This is a genomic window from Staphylococcus durrellii (assembly GCF_015594545.1).
Classification (GTDB): domain Bacteria; phylum Bacillota; class Bacilli; order Staphylococcales; family Staphylococcaceae; genus Staphylococcus; species Staphylococcus durrellii.
Genome location: NZ_JADIIO010000001.1, coordinates 2,038,025 through 2,057,030, shown reverse-complemented (window position 1 = coordinate 2,057,030; position 19,006 = coordinate 2,038,025). Strand labels below are relative to the sequence as shown.

21 protein-coding genes are annotated in these 19,006 nt (G+C 31.9%); 12 read left to right on the top strand and 9 right to left on the bottom strand.

Annotation, left to right across the window (positions count from 1 at the left end; translation table 11 throughout):
* Positions 1 to 256: 256 nt before the first annotated feature.
* Complete coding sequence (locus tag ISP02_RS09915) at positions 257 to 1,060, top strand: alpha/beta fold hydrolase (RefSeq protein WP_195721407.1); 804 nt, start codon at positions 257 to 259, stop codon at positions 1,058 to 1,060.
* A 133-nt stretch (positions 1,061 to 1,193) separates the two neighbouring features.
* Here the strand turns inward: ISP02_RS09915 and sarA are convergent, their stop codons facing one another.
* From sarA to sroA, 5 genes are all read right to left on the bottom strand, one after another.
* The gene (sarA, locus tag ISP02_RS09910) at positions 1,194 to 1,568 is read right to left on the bottom strand and encodes a global transcriptional regulator SarA (RefSeq protein WP_195721406.1); all 375 of its coding nucleotides are present in this window, start codon (positions 1,566 to 1,568) and stop codon (positions 1,194 to 1,196) included.
* Positions 1,569 to 1,900: 332 nt separating this feature from the next.
* Positions 1,901 to 2,836: an efflux RND transporter periplasmic adaptor subunit gene (locus tag ISP02_RS09905; protein WP_195721405.1), complete on the bottom strand. Its 936-nt coding sequence runs from the start codon at positions 2,834 to 2,836 to the stop codon at positions 1,901 to 1,903.
* A 116-nt stretch (positions 2,837 to 2,952) separates the two neighbouring features.
* A complete protein-coding gene (locus tag ISP02_RS09900; RefSeq protein WP_195721404.1) occupies positions 2,953 to 3,882 on the bottom strand; it encodes a DMT family transporter in 930 nt (309 codons plus the stop codon).
* A 246-nt stretch (positions 3,883 to 4,128) separates the two neighbouring features.
* Entirely contained in the window at positions 4,129 to 4,362 is a 234-nt protein-coding gene (locus ISP02_RS09895) for a DUF2922 domain-containing protein (protein ID WP_195721403.1), read from the bottom strand.
* A 12-nt stretch (positions 4,363 to 4,374) separates the two neighbouring features.
* Complete coding sequence (gene sroA / locus ISP02_RS09890; protein ID WP_195721402.1) at positions 4,375 to 4,581, bottom strand: sigS mRNA-stabilizing protein SroA; 207 nt, start codon at positions 4,579 to 4,581, stop codon at positions 4,375 to 4,377.
* A 148-nt stretch (positions 4,582 to 4,729) separates the two neighbouring features.
* Between sroA and ISP02_RS09885 the strand changes: the two genes are divergently transcribed.
* The 9 genes from ISP02_RS09885 to ISP02_RS09845 all read left to right on the top strand — a co-directional run bounded on the left by ISP02_RS09885 (position 4,730) and on the right by ISP02_RS09845 (position 13,441).
* Positions 4,730 to 5,281 carry a tyrosine-type recombinase/integrase gene (locus ISP02_RS09885; protein WP_195721401.1) on the top strand — a complete coding sequence of 184 codons (552 nt, stop codon included), beginning with the start codon at positions 4,730 to 4,732 and terminating at the stop codon, positions 5,279 to 5,281.
* Between the two features lie 18 nt (positions 5,282 to 5,299).
* The gene (locus ISP02_RS09880) at positions 5,300 to 7,696 is read left to right on the top strand and encodes a DUF4040 family protein (protein WP_195721400.1); all 2,397 of its coding nucleotides are present in this window, start codon (positions 5,300 to 5,302) and stop codon (positions 7,694 to 7,696) included.
* Entirely contained in the window at positions 7,683 to 8,108 is a 426-nt protein-coding gene (gene mnhB2, locus ISP02_RS09875; RefSeq protein WP_195721399.1) for a Na+/H+ antiporter Mnh2 subunit B, read from the top strand. Before ISP02_RS09880 ends, mnhB2 begins: the two co-directional genes overlap by 14 nt.
* Positions 8,105 to 8,452 carry a Na+/H+ antiporter Mnh2 subunit C gene (mnhC2, locus tag ISP02_RS09870; protein WP_195721398.1) on the top strand — a complete coding sequence of 116 codons (348 nt, stop codon included), beginning with the start codon at positions 8,105 to 8,107 and terminating at the stop codon, positions 8,450 to 8,452. The genes mnhB2 and mnhC2 overlap by 4 nt, the downstream gene beginning before the upstream one ends.
* Positions 8,445 to 9,944 (top strand): Na+/H+ antiporter Mnh2 subunit D, encoded by a 1,500-nt coding sequence (gene mnhD2 / locus ISP02_RS09865; RefSeq protein WP_195721397.1) that lies wholly within the window; start codon positions 8,445 to 8,447, stop codon positions 9,942 to 9,944. Before mnhC2 ends, mnhD2 begins: the two co-directional genes overlap by 8 nt.
* The gene (gene mnhE2, locus ISP02_RS09860; protein ID WP_195721396.1) at positions 9,944 to 10,426 is read left to right on the top strand and encodes a Na+/H+ antiporter Mnh2 subunit E; all 483 of its coding nucleotides are present in this window, start codon (positions 9,944 to 9,946) and stop codon (positions 10,424 to 10,426) included. Before mnhD2 ends, mnhE2 begins: the two co-directional genes overlap by 1 nt.
* The gene (gene mnhF2, locus ISP02_RS09855; protein ID WP_195721395.1) at positions 10,423 to 10,725 is read left to right on the top strand and encodes a Na+/H+ antiporter Mnh2 subunit F; all 303 of its coding nucleotides are present in this window, start codon (positions 10,423 to 10,425) and stop codon (positions 10,723 to 10,725) included. Before mnhE2 ends, mnhF2 begins: the two co-directional genes overlap by 4 nt.
* Positions 10,700 to 11,146 (top strand): Na+/H+ antiporter subunit G, encoded by a 447-nt coding sequence (locus ISP02_RS09850; RefSeq protein ID WP_195721394.1) that lies wholly within the window; start codon positions 10,700 to 10,702, stop codon positions 11,144 to 11,146. The genes mnhF2 and ISP02_RS09850 overlap by 26 nt, the downstream gene beginning before the upstream one ends.
* A 246-nt stretch (positions 11,147 to 11,392) precedes the next feature.
* The gene (locus ISP02_RS09845) at positions 11,393 to 13,441 is read left to right on the top strand and encodes a cation:proton antiporter (RefSeq protein ID WP_195721393.1); all 2,049 of its coding nucleotides are present in this window, start codon (positions 11,393 to 11,395) and stop codon (positions 13,439 to 13,441) included.
* A gap of 236 nt (positions 13,442 to 13,677) precedes the next feature.
* On the opposite strand, the gene mntC is transcribed toward ISP02_RS09845, so the two are convergent.
* The 3 genes from mntC to ISP02_RS09830 are packed head-to-tail and all read right to left on the bottom strand — an operon-like array spanning position 13,678 to position 16,177.
* Complete coding sequence (gene mntC, locus ISP02_RS09840; protein ID WP_195721392.1) at positions 13,678 to 14,607, bottom strand: manganese ABC transporter substrate-binding lipoprotein MntC; 930 nt, start codon at positions 14,605 to 14,607, stop codon at positions 13,678 to 13,680.
* Positions 14,604 to 15,434: a metal ABC transporter permease gene (locus ISP02_RS09835; RefSeq protein WP_195721391.1), complete on the bottom strand. Its 831-nt coding sequence runs from the start codon at positions 15,432 to 15,434 to the stop codon at positions 14,604 to 14,606. The genes mntC and ISP02_RS09835 overlap by 4 nt, the downstream gene beginning before the upstream one ends.
* Positions 15,431 to 16,177 carry a metal ABC transporter ATP-binding protein gene (locus tag ISP02_RS09830; protein WP_195721390.1) on the bottom strand — a complete coding sequence of 249 codons (747 nt, stop codon included), beginning with the start codon at positions 16,175 to 16,177 and terminating at the stop codon, positions 15,431 to 15,433. The genes ISP02_RS09835 and ISP02_RS09830 overlap by 4 nt, the downstream gene beginning before the upstream one ends.
* A gap of 122 nt (positions 16,178 to 16,299) precedes the next feature.
* Between ISP02_RS09830 and ISP02_RS09825 the strand changes: the two genes are divergently transcribed.
* Positions 16,300 to 16,944: a metal-dependent transcriptional regulator gene (locus ISP02_RS09825; protein WP_195721389.1), complete on the top strand. Its 645-nt coding sequence runs from the start codon at positions 16,300 to 16,302 to the stop codon at positions 16,942 to 16,944.
* 381 nt (positions 16,945 to 17,325) lie between these two features.
* On the opposite strand, the gene ISP02_RS09820 is transcribed toward ISP02_RS09825, so the two are convergent.
* A complete protein-coding gene (locus tag ISP02_RS09820; RefSeq protein WP_195721388.1) occupies positions 17,326 to 18,069 on the bottom strand; it encodes a M50 family metallopeptidase in 744 nt (247 codons plus the stop codon).
* A gap of 183 nt (positions 18,070 to 18,252) precedes the next feature.
* Here ISP02_RS09820 and tarA point away from each other — a divergent pair, with 183 nt between their 5' ends.
* Entirely contained in the window at positions 18,253 to 19,002 is a 750-nt protein-coding gene (gene tarA, locus ISP02_RS09815; RefSeq protein ID WP_195721387.1) for an N-acetylglucosaminyldiphosphoundecaprenol N-acetyl-beta-D-mannosaminyltransferase TarA, read from the top strand.
* Positions 19,003 to 19,006 lie beyond the last annotated feature (4 nt).

Here is a 19,006-nt window from a genome sequence, read left to right as displayed (position 1 = left end):
TTTTTATGCCAATTTTGCCTAAGTCTTGTCTATGCTACGAGGGGCTTATATGACTTCAACTCTCTTTCTATTATAATAGCTAATTTTTAATAATAATAACAGAAAATAATTATAGAGAAATAAGACCTCCTTCGTGAAAGCTATTTAAAAGAAAAATAGTAAAATAAATTAAGTTTTAAGTAGTGATTAGTTATTATGAACTGGGATAAAGTTTCATAAATATGGGTATATTATTTTGTAAGGGGAGGTGACCCAAATGAATAAAATTTTGGTAGATAGTGACGACGAGATTGCATATACAAGAGAGGGTCAAGGTATTCCTATAATATTAATTCATGCTTTAGATGGTAATATGGCTGCTTTTATAAATCTAAAACAAGAACTAAAGCAACACTATGAAGTTATCACTTATGATGTGCGTGGTCATGGTTATTCTTCCAAACCAGTGTCCTATGATTTAAGCGATCACATTAATGACTTAGCTAAAATCCTTGAAAAATTAAATATTGTTCAGACACATATTATTGGCCATGAAATGGGGAGCGTTATTGCAAAAACATTTGCCGAATTTTTTGAAGAAAAAGTATTGTCATTAACACTAATTTCTTATGATTTTACAAATGGCTCGCATGGCATAAATAAATTAATGTTTGAACATCAAGATGAAATAGTAGGATTTGATAAAGCCGAAGCTTTAATAGTATTGTTTCCGTATATTTATAGGGCGCAAGAAAGTGCGCGTAAGTGGTTACAAGAACAACGAATATATGCGAGACAAAAAGACGAGTATAGTGCCATTGCTAATAGAGCATTAATGTCCTTCCCCACATATCGAGACGAGAAAGATATTAAAAGAGGGAATGTACCAATATTAATAGTAAATGGGAAGTGTGATCCTTTAGTCAATCACGAAAATGTTAAAGCGATTTTAAAAACACATGGAGATATTAATTTGAATATATTTAAAGAATCAGGCCATGCACCACATATTGAAGAGCCTATGCATTTTGAAAACGCTTTTAATAATTTTATAAATGCAACAAAACTAAAACATATTTAACGTAAGCGAAGCAATGTTAAGTGAAAGCAACATGTATTATTATCTGAATTTAATATAAAAACAAACCTGCTAGTTACACCTTAAAAGGTAACTAGCAGGTTTTGTCAGCGTTATAATTAGTTAATTTTTAGAATTAAACTTCTTTACTATCGTTAGCTTGTTTGATTCTGTCATTAACACGACCTAATAATTCGTTTATTTTGTCACGTTGCTTTTTATTAACTAAAATTAAAACAGTTCTTTCATCATGTTCATTACGTTTTTTATCGAAGTAGTCTTCTTGTGATAAATTTTTCACTGCTTTAACTACTTGTGGTTGTTTGTAGTTTAAATGATTAATGATGTCTTTTAAGTAGTATTCTTCACTTTCGTGTTCACTGATGTAAGTTAGCACTGCAAATTCTTCAAAACTTACAGAAAACTCCTTTTTAATAATGCCTTTTAGTTTGTCTGCGTAAGTTACCATAGCTAGTAATTCGAAACAGTCATTTATTTTTGAAATAGCCATACTTTTATTCCTCCCGTGTTATAAGCCCGTTCAAGTTGTATTATTAGCAAAAATTTTTATAATTATTTGTCAAAATTCAAATTTTATAGAAAAGTTATTCTTAATATAAGTCAGAATATATTTGTATAAAATATATTAAAACCAGTATTATTTAGTTAATTATATCTAAATTAAAATAAAAAGTAAACTAAAAACTGTTTAAGAATGAGCTTGATGTTTTTCTATTGTAATTGAATAAAAAACAAGCAAAATTTCAAAAATAATAATTACTTAATAATTAAAGTTTATCCCTACTGTTTTGTATATAACTTATATTGTATTAAAAAGTAAAATTATTTTAAGTGATTTATCGATTTTGCATTTTGTACAATTACTTCTCCTGGAGATAAACCTGATTTGACAGTGATACGATTATAATTACCCGATTCTCTAAATTTAATGACTCTTTTCACAAATTTATTAGATTTTTTTAATAAAACGAATTTATTATCTATCAATGCTGTTTTGGGAATAACAATAGTCTTAGAAGGTAATTCTAGTTCAAAATGTTGCCCTAAGCGCGCATTGGTAGAGGATGTTAGATTTATTTCATATCTCGAAAGTTTATCTGAACTGTAATAATTAGTAGGGAATGAAGAAATTTTAGTTATTTTTTCAACTGTAGTCGCATTGCTATTTGCTGAGCGTATTTTGAGTATCTGACCTATTTTTAATGATGAGATATATGTTTCTGGAATTGAGGCAGTAATATGATATTTTGGTTGATATAAAGTGGCGCAGGGTGCATTTGCCGTTGAAGGAGTATTTGACTTAATAACGAGAATGCCGGCGAACGGAGCAGTTATTTTAGTACGTAAATTTTGTTGTAATGTGGCAATCTCATTTTTAAGGTTAATGACCCGGGTGTCATCAGAAGGGATATCCTCTTTGTGAGATAACAACGCTAACATTTGTTGTTTGTGTGCAATCTTTTTTTCGATGATGGGATTATAATATTCGAAAATAGGCTGAGTCTTATGAACCTTTGAATCATCTTGTACGAACCAATTAGCGATGTAACCGTGTTTAGTATCTAAATAAAAGTCGAAGCTTGATTGTGGTTCATGTCTTCCAATAATAATTTCTGGTTGCTCATATTGAATCTTAATTGTTTTAATAGGGGGGTGCTTTGGCTGCTTTGCTATATAATGCTTATATATAAAGTAAGTAGACGTTAATATAATGATGCTGAATAAAGTAATAGATGGTATTAAAATGTATTTGTTCATTGAAGTCACCTCATGGATGTTAATTATTTTGATTATACTATGAAATCTTGGTAATAACGTCGAATTAAAAAAGACATTTACTAAAAGTTAAAAGTAAATGTCTTGAAGATGCATTATTAAAAGAAGCGTAATAAAATAATGCCAATCATAATAGCAACTATCCCTATAATTTTGCGAGGCGTTATTTTATTTACAGTAGTACCTAGTAAACCAAAGTGATCAATGATAACACCCATTAGCATTTGACCTAACATGGCCACGATAGTCGTAACGGCTGCGCCTAAATGTGGCATTAAAATGATATTACTTGTTACAAAAATCACTCCAAGTATCCCACCAATGAAATACCAAGGTTTTATTTTCCCCTGATATTCATTGTAACTCGCCATTTTGAGAGATCTATTGAAGATAAGCGTTAAAATGAATAACAAAATAGTTCCTATTGTAAATGATACAAGTGCAGCCATGACTGAAGAATGTATTTGTTGACCCAAAGCACTATTAATAGCCGTTTGAATAGGTGGTGCAAATCCAAAAACAAAACCTATAAAAATCCACAAATAAAACTTGTTAGTTGTTTTGTTGTTACTCGCTGCATTTCGGGTATAATTCATTAGTAGTATGCCAATAAACAAAATAACGATGCCGATGACTTTAATGATTGAAAAAGGCTCATGTTGAGCACCGAACCAACCCAAAGTATCTATTGTAACGCCCATGATTATTTGACCCGCAATCGTCATCACAACTGTTAGAGATGCACCGAGTCTAGGTAATAATAATAAATTACCTGTTAAAAAGATAACGCCCAAAGCACCACCGACAAACCATACATAACTTAACGCTTGCCCGTTATAAAAGTTTGGTGTAAAAGCTTGAGGATTTATAATAGCATTAATAAGTATTAAAAATATTGTCCCTGTAGCAAAAGAAATAGTAGAAGCATAAAATGAAGATTTGGTGTATAAACTAAGTCTAGAATTGATAGAAGTTTGAAAGGGTACTACCATACCTGCAACGATACCCACAATAAATAAAAGTAACATATAATCCCGCTTTCTAAGTAAAGTACATAATTGATTACAATCTATGTATTATCTGTTTGTTTGATAATATGATTATAAAGGATATTAATTGATAATTCATTGTATTAATTTAAAAAAATAATAAATATGTGATATTACTATAAAATTAGACATTGGTATGAGCAATAAAATACGAAATAATAAAAGCCCCGTTCTATGAAGAAAATCCCAAAAAACGGAGCTTTACGTTATGCCATGTTAACTAAATTAATTAGATGATTTAGAAACATCAAAAAGTGTTCTTACAGTTTTATCAATAAGATGAGCAGAATGCACTTTAGTTGGATTACTCTTAGCGATTCTTAATATATCTAAATCGATTAATGCAGCCATACTAGTTCTGACATTTGTTGCATCGACGTCATTTTCAATCTTAGATAGTTGTAATTTTAAAGGTTTTTTTAAATCATCTGTGAATGTAAGTTCTAATGTTTGAGTCATTAGTAAACCTCCTTAATGTAATTGTATTGTTTTGACAACTTCAAATGTATCGAAAGTTTCGTGAATCAACTGTTCGATAATAGATTTGAATTGTCTTAATTGATCGTTCGTGGCTTGTGGATTGATATTAGCAAAGCGCCGCGTAACTGTTGTAGCTTTACCACTATCATTAGGAACGACGCGTGAAAGTACAACGACTAATTGACTAACTTCATTCATAATAGTTTAAACCTCCTTTCACTATATATATCGTTGATAATTACTAAATGAGACAGAAAAGTTTAAAAAATTGGTGCAAAACGCTTTAATGTTACTTAAATATCATTTACTATTGAATAAGAAACATTTAAGCGTGAGAGGTGAAAATATGAATCAAGTTGATCCAATACGTGATCTTGAAGAAATTAAATCAATGTATAAAGTTTTACAGTCAAAATCGCAAAGGGATTACTTATTATTTAAGTTTGCTATACATACTGGCGTAAAACTTACTGAATTACTAAATTTAACAGTGGTCGATGTTTTAGCGTCAAATAAGTTAATTAAATCATTTTGGGTAGAGGAACATGCGACAAATATTAATATTATGATTCCAGAGAGCTTACAGTATGAATTAAAGGAATTTATCTCGAATGAATCTTTAACAACACATGATTTGCTGTTCCAATCAAATCGAACTCATAAAGGTTTATCCAGGCAACAAGCATATCGTATTATCCATGCAGCAGCAGAAGAGCTAGGTATGATACATATTGGTTTAACTACATTAAGAAAAACATTCGCTTATCACGCTTATCAATCGGGTATTTCTATATCTATCATCCAAAAATATTTAGGGCATCAGACAACATACGAAACCATGAAATTTATAGGCATTTCAAGAAATTCAAGTAAAACAACGATTGCTTTAAATTTATAACAGTAAAGGGGGACAACGATGAGTCTGATATACCTATTCAGTGTTTTAATCATCATTATGGTGCTCTTAGTTATTACTTTTTCAAATGAAAAGTTAAGTCTTTATGCAGGACACATAGCTATAATCGCGCCAATTATTTCGACAATTTACTTCATTTGGCAACTACCTCAAGTGCTTCACGGAACATTCATTAATATTAATATTCCATGGCTTAGTGCCTTAGATATTAATTTAGCTTTTCGCTTAGACGGCTTAAGCATATTTTTTTCAATTTTAATTTCAATCATAGGCTTAGCTGTGTTTTTCTATGCTACGCAATATCTTTCTAAACAACATGACAATTTACCTCGTTTTTATGTATACTTAATACTTTTTATGTTGAGCATGTTAGGTATTGTAACTGCTAATAATACAATTATTCTATATGTATTCTGGGAGTTAACAAGCGTATCCTCATTTTTACTTATTTCTTATTGGTATGATAATAGAGAAAGCCAGTTCGGAGCGATACAATCTTTTGTAATTACAGTCCTCGGTGGACTAGCGCTATTAATTGCCTTCATTATGATTTATACAATAACAGGCACTAATACGATTACAGAGATTATTGCAAATAGTGATAAAATAGCTCAAAGTCCTTTGTTCCTTGCTATTGTCATATTAATGCTTATTGGAGCATTTACTAAGTCAGCTCAGTTTCCTTTCCATGTATGGTTACCTAAAGCTATGGCGGCACCAACACCGGTAAGCGCTTATTTGCACTCGGCTACGATGGTAAAAGCAGGCATCTTTTTACTATTTAGATTTACGCTTTTACTTGGTCTAAGTCAATTTTATATTTATGCTGTTACATTTATAGGGTTAATTACTATGATCTTCGGGGCATTAAATGCTGTTAGACAATATGATTTAAAAGGTATCTTAGCTTATTCAACAATAAGCCAGTTAGGTATGATTATGTCTATGGTAGGTCTTGGTGGCGGTATAGCTGGCCATACAAAAGGCGAACTTACCGAGGTTTATGCCATGATTTTATTTGCGGCATTATTTCATTTAGCGAATCATGCATTGTTTAAAGGTGCATTGTTTATGGGAGTAGGAATTATTGATCATGAGACTGGAACACGTGACATACGTTTATTATCTGGTATGCGTAAAGTATTACCTATTACACATATAGTGATGTTACTATCGGCGCTATCAATGGCAGGCATGCCTTTATTAAATGGTTTTTTAAGTAAAGAGATGTTTTTCAATGGTTTAGTAAATGCCCACCAACTTAAAGGGTTTGGTATTTTTCTTACTATAATAATAGTGGCTATTGGTGTCGTTGCTAGTATTTTCACTATGATATATGCAATGTTTATGATTAAAAAAGTATTCTGGGGTAAATACGAAGCGTCAAATTTAGCTCATGACAATATACATGAACCATTCTTGCTTATATTACCTTCTCTAGTAATGGTGATTATGTTACCAATTATCTTTTTCATACCTAACGTTATCGGTAATCATTTAATTTTACCTGCGCTAAGAAGTATCACTATAGGCGAAAAAATAGACGGAATCGCACCACACATTTCACAGTGGCACGGCATTAATCTGCCATTAATCTTCAGTATTATAGTTATCATCGTAGGTTTGACTGCAGCGTTGAAGGTTGATTGGACTAGGATAGCTGGAAAATATAAATTGTTCTCTCTATCTAGTTTGTATAACGATTCATATAAACAATTCGAAGTGTATTCAGGTTATAGCATTCGCAATTTGATGAATAACAGATTAAATCAATATATAAACATGACGTTATTAATTTTTACGCTTATTATCATTTATTCAATTATTCAAGTTGGTTTTCCAAAAGTGCATCAAATACATGTCAGTGAATTTGGGCCACTGGAAGTTATAACCGTCATTGTAGTGTTCGTGCTCGGTGTAGCGTTAATCTTTATTCGTCAGCGTCTAACGATGGTTATTTTAAATGGTATCGTAGGCTATTGTGTAACGATATTCTTTATATTAATGAAAGCGCCGGATTTAGCGTTAACACAACTTGTTGTAGAAACAATTACTACAATATTATTTATTGTAAGTTTTTCACGCTTACCAAACGTACCTCGAGGAAAAGTACATAAAAAGCGGGAGTTATTTAAAATTATAGTCTCGCTTATTATGGCTGCAACTGTAATGACATTGGTATTTATTGTCCAACAAGGTGAGACTATTAGTTCGATTTCGACATACTATCACAATGCTTATAAGTTAACTGGCGGTAAAAATATCGTTAATTCAATATTAGGTGATTTCAGGGCCTTTGATACATTGTTTGAAGGTGTCGTACTGATAATAGTCGGTTTAGGTATTTATACGTTACTTAACTTTAGAGATCGGAGGGGACAAGATGAAAGAGAATGATGTAGTACTACGCACCATAACAAAAATTGTAGTGTTTATTTTATTAACATTTGGCTTTTATTTATTTTTAGCCGGTCATAACAATCCTGGCGGTGGTTTTATTGGTGGATTAGTTTTTAGTTCAGCATTCTTACTTATGTTTTTAGCCTTCGATGTTAAACAAGTATTAGTATCTGTACCCGTAGATTTTAAAATATTAATCGTATTAGGTTCATTAGTGTCTATGGCATCAGCCATTATACCGATGTTTTTCGGTAAACCATTTTTATATCAAACTGATGCACATGTTCATCTACCATTATTAGGTGATATGCATCTAACGACAGTAACTTTATTTGAATTAGGTGTAGTATTAACTGTTGTAGGTGTTATTGTGACGGTTATGTTATCGATAAGTGGTGGTCGCTCATGAATTTAATATTATTATTAGTTATCGGTTTCTTAATATTTATTGGTACATACATGATTCTTTCAATTAATTTAATTCGTATCGTTATAGGTATATCCATTTATACTCATGCTGGTAATTTAATCATTATGAGCATGGGGGACTATGGTAAAAATATGTCTGAACCGTTAATTGGTACGGGGAGTAATAATTTTGTCGACCCGCTATTGCAAGCGATTGTCTTAACAGCTATCGTTATTGGCTTCGCGATGACTGCTTTCTTACTCGTATTAGTTTATAGAACTTATCGCGTGACGAAAGAAGATGAAATTGACGTGTTAAGAGGAGAGGAGGATAACGATGAGTAATTTATTAATATTACCTTTTATTCTCCCTGCATTATGTGCCTTTATATTAGTATTTATACGTGAACGTAGTTTGCTATCAAGAATATTTGCAATAGGGACGATGGCTGTCACTACAATTATCTCTTTAATGTTATTAATTTATGTGCTGAATCATAAACCGATTACACTCGACTTTGGAGGGTGGAAAGCCCCTTATGGTATTCAATTTGTAGGTGATTCACTTAGTTTACTTATGGTGACAACATCTAGTTTTGTTGTGACATTGATTATTTCATATGGGTTTGGTCGTGCAGAAAAAAGGGCTATCCGATTTTATTTACCTAGTTTTATTTTATTCCTAACAGTAGGTGTGATTGGATCGTTTTTAACTGCTGATTTATTTAATTTATATGTCATGTTTGAAGTAATGCTGTTAGCCTCATTTGTGTTAATAACATTAGGGCAGTCAGTTGAACAATTACGTGCTGCAATTATATTCGTTGTATTGAATATTATCGGTTCATGGTTATTATTGCTAGGCATTGGTTTATTATATAAATTGACGGGAACATTAAACTTTGCACATGTGGCTCAAAGATTAAAAGAGTTAGACAACCACAATGCAATTGTCATTGTCTCGATGGTGTTTTTAGTAGCGTTTGGTTCGAAAGCTGCATTGGTTTTATTTATGTGGCTACCTAAGGCGTATGCTGTATTAAACACTGAACTCGCCGCATTATTTGCTGCGTTGATGACTAAAGTAGGTGCATATGCGCTTATTAGATTTTTCACCTTAATGTTTAATGGACATGACCATATTACACACTCACTATTAGTATTTTTAGCTTGTATTACAATGTTTATCGGGGCGTTCGGTGTCATTGCGTATAAAGATATTAAGAAAATAGCTGCATATCAAGTTATTTTATCGATAGGCTTTATTATTTTAGGATTAGGATCGCACACATTTGCTGGTGTAAATGGTGCAATATTTTATCTAGCTAACGACATTATAGTAAAAACATTATTATTTTTTGTAATAGGTAGTCTCGTCTATATAACAGGATATAGACAATATCGCTATTTAAGTGGTTTAGCGAAACGAGAACCAGTGCTAGGTATTGCCTTAGTAGTGACGACGCTAGCTATAGGTGGGGTTCCTCCATTTAGTGGGTTTCCTGGGAAATTATTAATTTTCCAAGGGGCTATCGAAAATGGTAACTATATCGGGTTAACTTTAATGGTTATTACGAGTGTTATAGCAATGGTTAGCTTATTTAGAATTTATTTCACTATGTATTTAGGTAGTGGTACAACTGGGAAACAACTAGAATACAACAAAATGCCTCGGTACCGAAGTGCTTTAATCGGTGTCTTGGTCGCAGTCGTTATCATTATCGGATTAACTGCTCCTATACTTTTAAAAGTCACAGATAATGCTACACATTTAAATATGGATGAAGGTAAATATCAGCAACAAGTGAATCCACATTTATTGAAGGAGGAGAAATAATGAGACAAGTTGTATTGAACGTCATCATTGCCTTTTTATGGGTGCTTTTCCAAGATGAAGATGCCTTTAAAGTAACCACTTTCTTCTCCGGATATTTAGTTGGTTTGATAGTTATATATATACTCCATCGATTTTTCGGACAAGAATTCTATCTTAAAAAGGTTTGGGTAGCCATAAAATTTTTAGCAGTTTATTTGTATCAACTAATAACTTCTAGTATGACTACTATTAATTATATTTTGTTTAAGACGCAAGACATGAATCCTGGTTTAGTGACTTATGAAACAAAATTAACGAGTGATTGGAGCGTTTCATTTTTAACAATATTAATTATCATTACGCCAGGGTCTACAGTTATTCGTATTTCTAAGGAGAAAAAGAAATTTTTTATTCATGCTATAGATATTTCAGAAAAAGAACGACAAAAGTTGTTGAAAAGTATTAGACAATACGAAGGACTCATATTGGAGGTGGCAGAATGATAGCATCGGTAACAAACTTTTTTATAACAAGTTCGATCATAGTTTTTGGCATAGCGTTATTGCTTAGTTTATTCAGGCTTATAAAAGGTCCGACGACTGCAGATAGAGTAGTAGCTTTCGATGCCTCGAGTGCAATATTGATGTCTATCGTTGGTGTAATGAGTGTTGTATTTGGTACATTCTCATTTCTAGATTCTATTTTATTAATTGCCATTATTTCATTTGTTAGTTCTGTGTCTATATCGCGGTTTATTGAAGGGGGGCACGTTTTCAATGCCAACAATAAGCGAAATCGTTAACCTAATAGCGGCGTTAATGATGTTTTTAGGGAGCATTATAGCTTTAATAAGTGCTATTGGCTTAATCAAATTTCAAGACGTATTTTTGCGAAGCCATGCAGCTACAAAAAGTTCTACATTATCAGTGTTACTTACATTATTAGGCGTTATTGTCTATTTTGTTTCTGCACAAAGTTATCTAAGTGTTAGATTGATATTAGCATTAGTATTTATCAATCTAACTTCTCCAGTAGGGGGACATTTAATATCGAGAGCTGCATACCGTACAGGAGCATATATGTATCGTAAAAGTGACAATGTTGGGAACACAAATATTTTATTAAGTGCGAATGAAAAAAGTAGTTTTGAACAACTAAAAGAACGTGCACAAAAGCGTGAAGAATTGAGACAAAAAAAATATCAAGAAGATCATGATTATTAAATTTTATTGATATTAAATCTTGGTGTAAAAGTGCTTAAAATTTAATAAGTGACAAAAAAGTGATAAAATAATGTATATTTGTAATTGTATGAATTTAGAAAAAATTTCTTTGTAGTTATTTTGGGGAAACTTTGAATTTTGAAATCATAACGTGTATTTATCTTGTTTATACAAGAGAAATTCACGACTGTTTGTTTCAACCTCAGCAATTACGATGCACATATTGAATCGAAAAGAGGTGAAACTATGGAAATATTTGAAACACTATTGATTTTTATAGCGGTAGTTATTGTTAGTTCTTTTGTACATACATTTCTGTCTAGAATGCCATTGGCGTTTATACAAATATTTTTAGGTATGTTGCTTTATGTAACTCCCGTTCCGGTACAGTTCCAATTTGATAGTGAATTATTTATGGTAGCCTTAATTGCACCTTTACTATTCGTTGAAGGCGTACAAGTATCTCGAGTGCACTTAAGACGGTATATTAAGCCTGTTTTAATGATGGCGCTAGGATTAGTTGTTACAACAGTTATCGTCGTTGGGTTATTTGTCCACTGGATTTGGCCCGAATTGCCTATGGCTGCAGCATTTGCTCTAGCTGCAATCTTATGTCCTACCGATGCTGTTGCTGTAAAAGCTATAACTAATGGTAAAATTTTGCCTAAAGGTTCTATGACTATTTTAGAGGGTGAATCGTTACTTAATGATGCAGCTGGTATCATATCTTTTAAAATAGCCGTAGCTGCCTTAATTACCGGTACGTTCTCTATCGTGAACGCGATAGAACAATTTTTAATATCCTCTATTGGCGGTTTTATCGTTGGTTTGATTATCGGATTAGTTTTCGTCAGAATAAGAGTAACGCTAACGCGTAGAGGTATAGAAAATGTAAATATGTTTACATTTATTCAATTAATTACGCCATTTATTACTTATTTAGTGGCGGAAATGTTCCATGCATCTGGTATTATTGCTGCTGTAGTTGCAGGGTTAGTACATGGATTTGAACGTGATCGTATAGCTCAAGCGCGAACAAGGTTGCAAATGAGTTACAATCATACTTGGAATACTTTAGGTTATGTATTAAATGGTTTTGTGTTTTCTATTTTGGGTTATTTAATTCCAGAAGTTGTGGGTCGTATCATTAAAAATGAACCACACAATTTAGCCTTTTTAATAGTAGTAACATTTTTAGTTGCTTTAGCTATTTATGTATTTAGATTTTTATGGGTCCTCGTATTATATCCTTATTTTTATTTACCAATCAGTCCCTTCCAAAAAATGATTACGCATAACGAAGAGGATTCTATGAGCTCAGAAGCACCTCCTAAAAGAGGAACTTATGCCTTTATCATGTCAATTTGTGGTGTGCACGGAACCATTTCTCTTGCCATTGCCTTGACGTTGCCTTACATGCTGGCAAATCACCATTCCTTCTCCTTTAGAGATGATTTGTTATTTATTTCCTCAGGCATGGTTATAATTAGTTTAGTAGTAGCACAATTTATCGTACCACTCGTTACACCTGCTGCAACTCAACCTAAACAAAAAGGCATGAATTATAAACAAGCACGAATTTATATTCTAGAAAAAGTTATAGATAGCTTAAATCAGATGTCAACGATAGAATCTAGCTTTAGATACGGCAGTGTTATAAAAGACTATCATGATAAACTTGCATTCTTAAAATCTGTAGAAAATGAAGATGAGGATGCGAAGGAACTACAAAGATTACAAAAGATAGCTTTCGATGCCGAAAATAATACGCTAAATACTTTAGTTGAAAATGGTGATATTACGACCAGTGTACTCGATAACTATATGCGTTATGCAGAGCGAACTCAAATCTATAAGCAAGCTTCACTTATTCAACGTCTAAAAGTAGAATTTCGTGCCTTTATTTTAAAAAGAAGAATTAAAACCCGCATGAAAACAAATGCAGCTTCATCGTTATCTATTGTTGATAATTTAGTAGAAATCTCTAATGTAATGAGAACAGTGCATTATCGTGTTGTAAGTAGATTAAGTAAAGAAACCACAGAAGAAAATAAACTAGAAGTAGGCATGATTTGTGATGGATACTTACTTAGAATCGAAAACTTAACACCGAAAAACTTCTTTGATCAAAAAAATGAAACATCTATTACTAAAGTGAAATTAACTGCGCTCAAAGAGCAACGCAGAATTTTAAATCAATTAGTAGAGGATGAAGATATTACAGAAGCGACAGCACTTAAAATTAGAGAATCCATTAATTACGATGAAATGGTGCTCGTTGATAGTTTAACTTAATATAAATATTTAGAAGTTAGCGTTTAACCTCGTTTGATATATGATATAGGGGTTAGATTGCTAACTTTTTTATAGAAAAACCATCAACAGGGGGAGGATTACAACCTGTTGATGGTTTAAGGAGTTTATTTAAGGCTTTGAATACCACCATACCGTACTATTATGATTGCAGTATTAATATTAAGTACGGTATGGGACTATTCACCTTGTAAGGTAGAATAGCCTTAATTTATTATTTATTTCATACTGCCGTGAATGGTTTCAATATTATATTTCATCATTTTGTAGTAAGAGTCACCCTCACTGCCTTGTTTACCAATTGAATCGGTATATATTTCACCGTAGATATCTTTTTTAGTTTCTTCACTTAAACCTTCCATAATCTTACGATCAACACTTGTTTCAACAAGTAAATGTTTAACATTATTGTCTTTCACAAATTTAATTGCTGCTTTCATTTGATCAGGTGTACCTTGCTTTTCAGTGTTGATTTCCCAAATATAGCCAGGTTTAATTTCATATTGTCTAGCAAAATATTTAAACGCGCCTTCACTTGTAACAATTGTACGTTCATTCTTAGGAATGTCCTTGAATTTATTATGACTTTCATCGTTTAAATCCTTAAGTTGAGTCAGATATGTGTTACTCATTTTTTCAATTGCATCTTTATGTTTTTTAGTTTTATTTAATAAAGTTTCTTGAATTGTCTCAGTATATTTAATACCGTTTTCCAAGCTTAACCAAGCATGTGGGTCTAATTTATCTTTGTCTCCTTTAGCACCTTCTAGATATATTGGGTCAACTTTTTTCGATACGGCTACTACGTTGTCATCTTTCATAGACTTTCCTGCTTGTTTTAAAGCTTTTTCGAACCAACCATTTCCAGTTTCTAAATTTAAACCATTATATAGTACTACGTCAGCATCTGTCAGTGCTTTAATATCTTTTGGTTTAACTTCATATTCGTGTGGGTCTTGACCGATTGGAACGATACTATGTAATTCAATATTATCTCCGGCTACATTTTTGGCCATATCATAAATAATGGAATTTGTGGCAACCACTTTTAGTTTGTCTTCGTTGCCAGATGTGGATGTTTTTTTATCATTACCGCAAGCGGCAATAAATAAAACACAAAGTAGTATTATTGGAAGTATTTTTTTCATGTTGCTAATCCTTTCTTATTATGAATTTTGACAAAAACAAATATAATAATATAGAGAATAAAGGCACATAAAACGATGGTAGCGCCACTAGGTATGTTATATATGTAACTGAAATACATACCAATGATTGAACTAATGATGCTAATAGTGCTGGCAATTATCATCATTAAAGGTAAACTTTTTGCGATTAAATATGCTGCACTGGCAGGCGTAATTAATAATGCTACAACTAAAATAATGCCTACTGTTTGAATACTCGCTATTGTTACCATAGAAAGCATGAGCATTACAAAATAATGAATTAAAGTTGTATTTAAACCGCTCATTTTACTAAATGTTTCATCAAATGTAGAAATCATTAAAGGTCTGAAGAAGATGATTATAAGTAATACGACTGTGATGCTTACTACGATTGTCGTCCAAAATGAAGACGATGTAATCGCTAAAATATTCCCAAATAAAATGTGATATAAATCTGTCGTACTGTGTATTAGGCTAATAATGATAATTCCTATTGAAAGAAATGCAGTGAAACATATACCTATTGCTGCGTCAGGCTTAGTTTTGCTTCCCGTTGTGATAAAGCCTATAAGTACACTTGCAATCATACTTGTAAGTAGGGCGCCAACGTAAAGAGGGATGCCGAAGACAAAGGATAAGGCTACACCAGGTAATACGGCGTGGCTCATCGCATCGCTCATTAGTGCTAAACCTCTTAAAACGATTAAACTACCAACAGTGCCACAAACAATACCAACTACAATAGCGATAATAAGCGCACGATTTAGGAATTGGTAGCTAAATAAATGTTGGAAAAACTCAATCATGTTATCACCTCAGCGGTAACATTCTCTGACGTAAAAGTAGATTGATGGTTTAAAAATGCATCATTTAAATTTTTAGGCTGCATGGCGATGTCACTTGGCCCAAAAAATCTAACATTGCGATTAAGCAAAATTATACGATCAAAATAATCTGTGGCTTTTGACAGGTCATGATGTACTATCATAACAAGCTTATTATTAGCCTTTAATTGGTTAATTAATTCTATGATGAGTTGCTCACTATGAAAGTCTATACCTACAAAGGGTTCATCTAATAAGTAAAGATCACTATCATTCATTAAAGCGCGTGCAACAAGTACACGTTGTAGTTGCCCACCACTTAATTGGGAAATTTGACGAGATTTTAAATCTTGCAACTCCAGTATGTCTAAGAGTTGATTTAAACGAGCTTTGTGGTTTTTATCTACGCTTTTAAACCAGCCTATGTTTTTATAGGCACCAGATATTACGACATCTGATACATTGATGGGAAAATCTAGGTCGATATTAGATTTTTGAGGTATGTAAGTTATATATTTGAATGATGAGGTCAGTGGTTTATGTAATAATAACTTATCTCCAGTAGCTTTAAATTCACCTATCAGAGATTTTAATAATGAACTTTTACCTGCACCATTTGGCCCCATAATACCTATTATTTCTCCCGCTACAGGTATAGATAAATTGATGTCCTCCAGTACATGTTTATTATTAATATATAGGTTTAGATTCTTTATTTCTAACATGATTCACCTTCTTTAATAAAAAATTTAGGCTAGCCTAATTAAATTTATAATATACTACAAACTTTTAGCGTGTCAAGAAATTTCGTGATACAATATAGACACTGATTATGAGGAGTGAAAATATGCTGACAGAGGAAAAAGAGGACTATTTGAAGGCGATATTGACACACGAAGGCGACGTAACATTCGTTTCAAATAAGAAGTTATCTCAATATCTTAATATAAAACCACCTTCAGTTAGCGAAATGATTAATAGATTAGAGAAATCAAATTATGTTGAAACCAAGCCTTATAAAGGTGTTATGTTATCTGGAGAAGGTTTGTCATATACATTAGATATTATTAAACGTCACCGTTTAATAGAATTATTTTTAATACAAATATTAGAATATAATTGGGAAGAAGTGCATCAAGAAGCAGAAGTGTTAGAACATCGCGTTTCTCATTTGTTTATGGAAAGATTAGATAAATTACTAAATTATCCAACTACATGTCCTCATGGAGGCGTAATTCCAAGAAATAAGCAGTATAAAGAAATTTATACTGACAACTTGTTATCTTTTGAAGCGGGAGATATAGTAAGCATTAAAAGAGTAAGAGATAGAACAGAGTTGCTTATTTATCTCTCAAGCAAAGAAATTTCTATTGGTGACGAAGTTAAGATTATTAATAAAGATGAAACAAATAAAGTAGTTATGGTTCAAAAAGATGATAATATTACGATTCTGAGCTATGACAATGCTGAACACATTTATGCTGAAAAGTAATATTTTTAATTAAAGATAGTTGTTCATATGAAAATGTAGAATCTAGTATATAGATCTCAAGTGAATAGCCAATCAACGTATTTAAAATGCTAACACGTTGATTGGCTTCTTTTATTATATAAGTAGTATTTTAAAGGGGTAGTTTTAACGTGTCCTATGCTTTTAGGCTTCGCAGTAGTGTAGTTTTAAAAATGTGTCGCAGAAATTACGTAGTGAATATATGATTAGCACAATTATTAATTTACTTTATGGTTATTGTGCGAGGCATTGCTTAAATATTATGGGAAATGGTAACTTCTATTAAAACAAAATAGAAATTACCATTTTTGGTTAATCTGAAATATTTGAAACTTAAATTTCTTGTGGCAATAGTAAACAAAATTATATGAAAAGAGTCGCTGATTTATATAAAATAAATAAGTTTATGATAATCCAAAAAAGACTAAATATGAGTGTAGGAATATTAGTAAGTTTGCTCAATGTTGAGCCGTCCCATTCAGTTACATGTCTACTCAGAGTTAATTTGGAAATTGTCCAAGAAGATTGTAATATTTCACCGAATAAAACACCTAAAATAAAGTGATAACTAATTGAAATAAGATAAAACATCATTAATTGGTAGTTGTTATGCACTGTAAAATAGAGTAACAGACACAAAAGTATCACAATAATAATTGGCAATAATTTACGTGAAGTGAGTACGACAAAGTAACAAAATATAAATACATATAACGTTATGAATATGCTCGGATATTGCCAATGAATGGCTAAAAAGCCTAAATATAACATGATAGGGGGCATAACATAACCACCTAATGTTGTAATAATTTGTCCTAAACGATTTCTTGATTGAGTTATCGCATAACCTTGCTGGGATGTATGCATGCGCTCATTAGGTGAAGCAACAATAACAAAATCTCGTGCTTTACCGCCACTAATTTTATTAAAAATAATATGACCGAATTCATGAGTTAGTACTGGTATATAATTGAAATAAATATCTAATATACGATTAAGAGGTTTGTGTCTATACTGATGAATGACGATATACAGTAATCCTAAAAAAATAACCCAACTAATATGTAATTGTATTGTCGAACTGAAAAATGCATGTATTTTGTCCATAACTGAACCTCGTCTAATATTATTGAAAGTATTATATATAATTATATAGTAAATGACTTACAATTACATTTAGACTTTTGACCTAGGATAAATACGCGACTTACGCTTAATATAATGTTAAATTATAATGTGTTAAAATTACTTTAAAATACTAAGAAGATATTAGATTGGAGCCTACTACAGATGGTGGAAAAAGAACATAATCAAAAAATAAATGTCTTATCTGTTTATTTTGACAATGTCTCTATGGTTGATATGAGATTGGATATAAAAAAATATTTTGAACAACAACAACAAAAAAATTTATTTATCGTTACTGCAAATCCAGAAATAGTTGATTTCGCATCAAGTAACAAAGCTTATCGTAATCTTATTAATAGTGCAGATTATGTTATTGCAGATGGTACAGGTGTCGTCAAAGCTTCGAAACTTTTGAAAACACCACTACAAGAAAGAGTCCCAGGTATTGAATTAATGGAAGAATGCTTGAAAATTGCACACACAAATAAACAACGTGTATTTTTATTAGGATCAAAAAATGATGTTGTTGATCAAGCTCGTGAAAATTTAGTTGCAAAGTATCCTAACATTACATTTGGACATCATCATGGATATATTGATGTAGATGATATGGATGTTTTAGAGATAATTAAAAATTTTAATCCGGATTATGTGTTTGTAGCCATGGGATACCCGAAACAAGAACAATGGATTGACAAACATAGAGAGCAATTTAAGCGCACTGTGCTTATGGGTGTAGGTGGATCATTAGAAGTTTTTGGTGGCGTAAAAAAGAGGGCACCCCAAATAATACGTAGCTTAAACTTAGAATGGGTTTACCGTTTGATTATTGACTGGAAACGATTAGGTAGAATTAAAAGTATTCCGATATTTTTATATAAAGTAGGGAAACAAATGAGAGCAAAAAAATAATGTA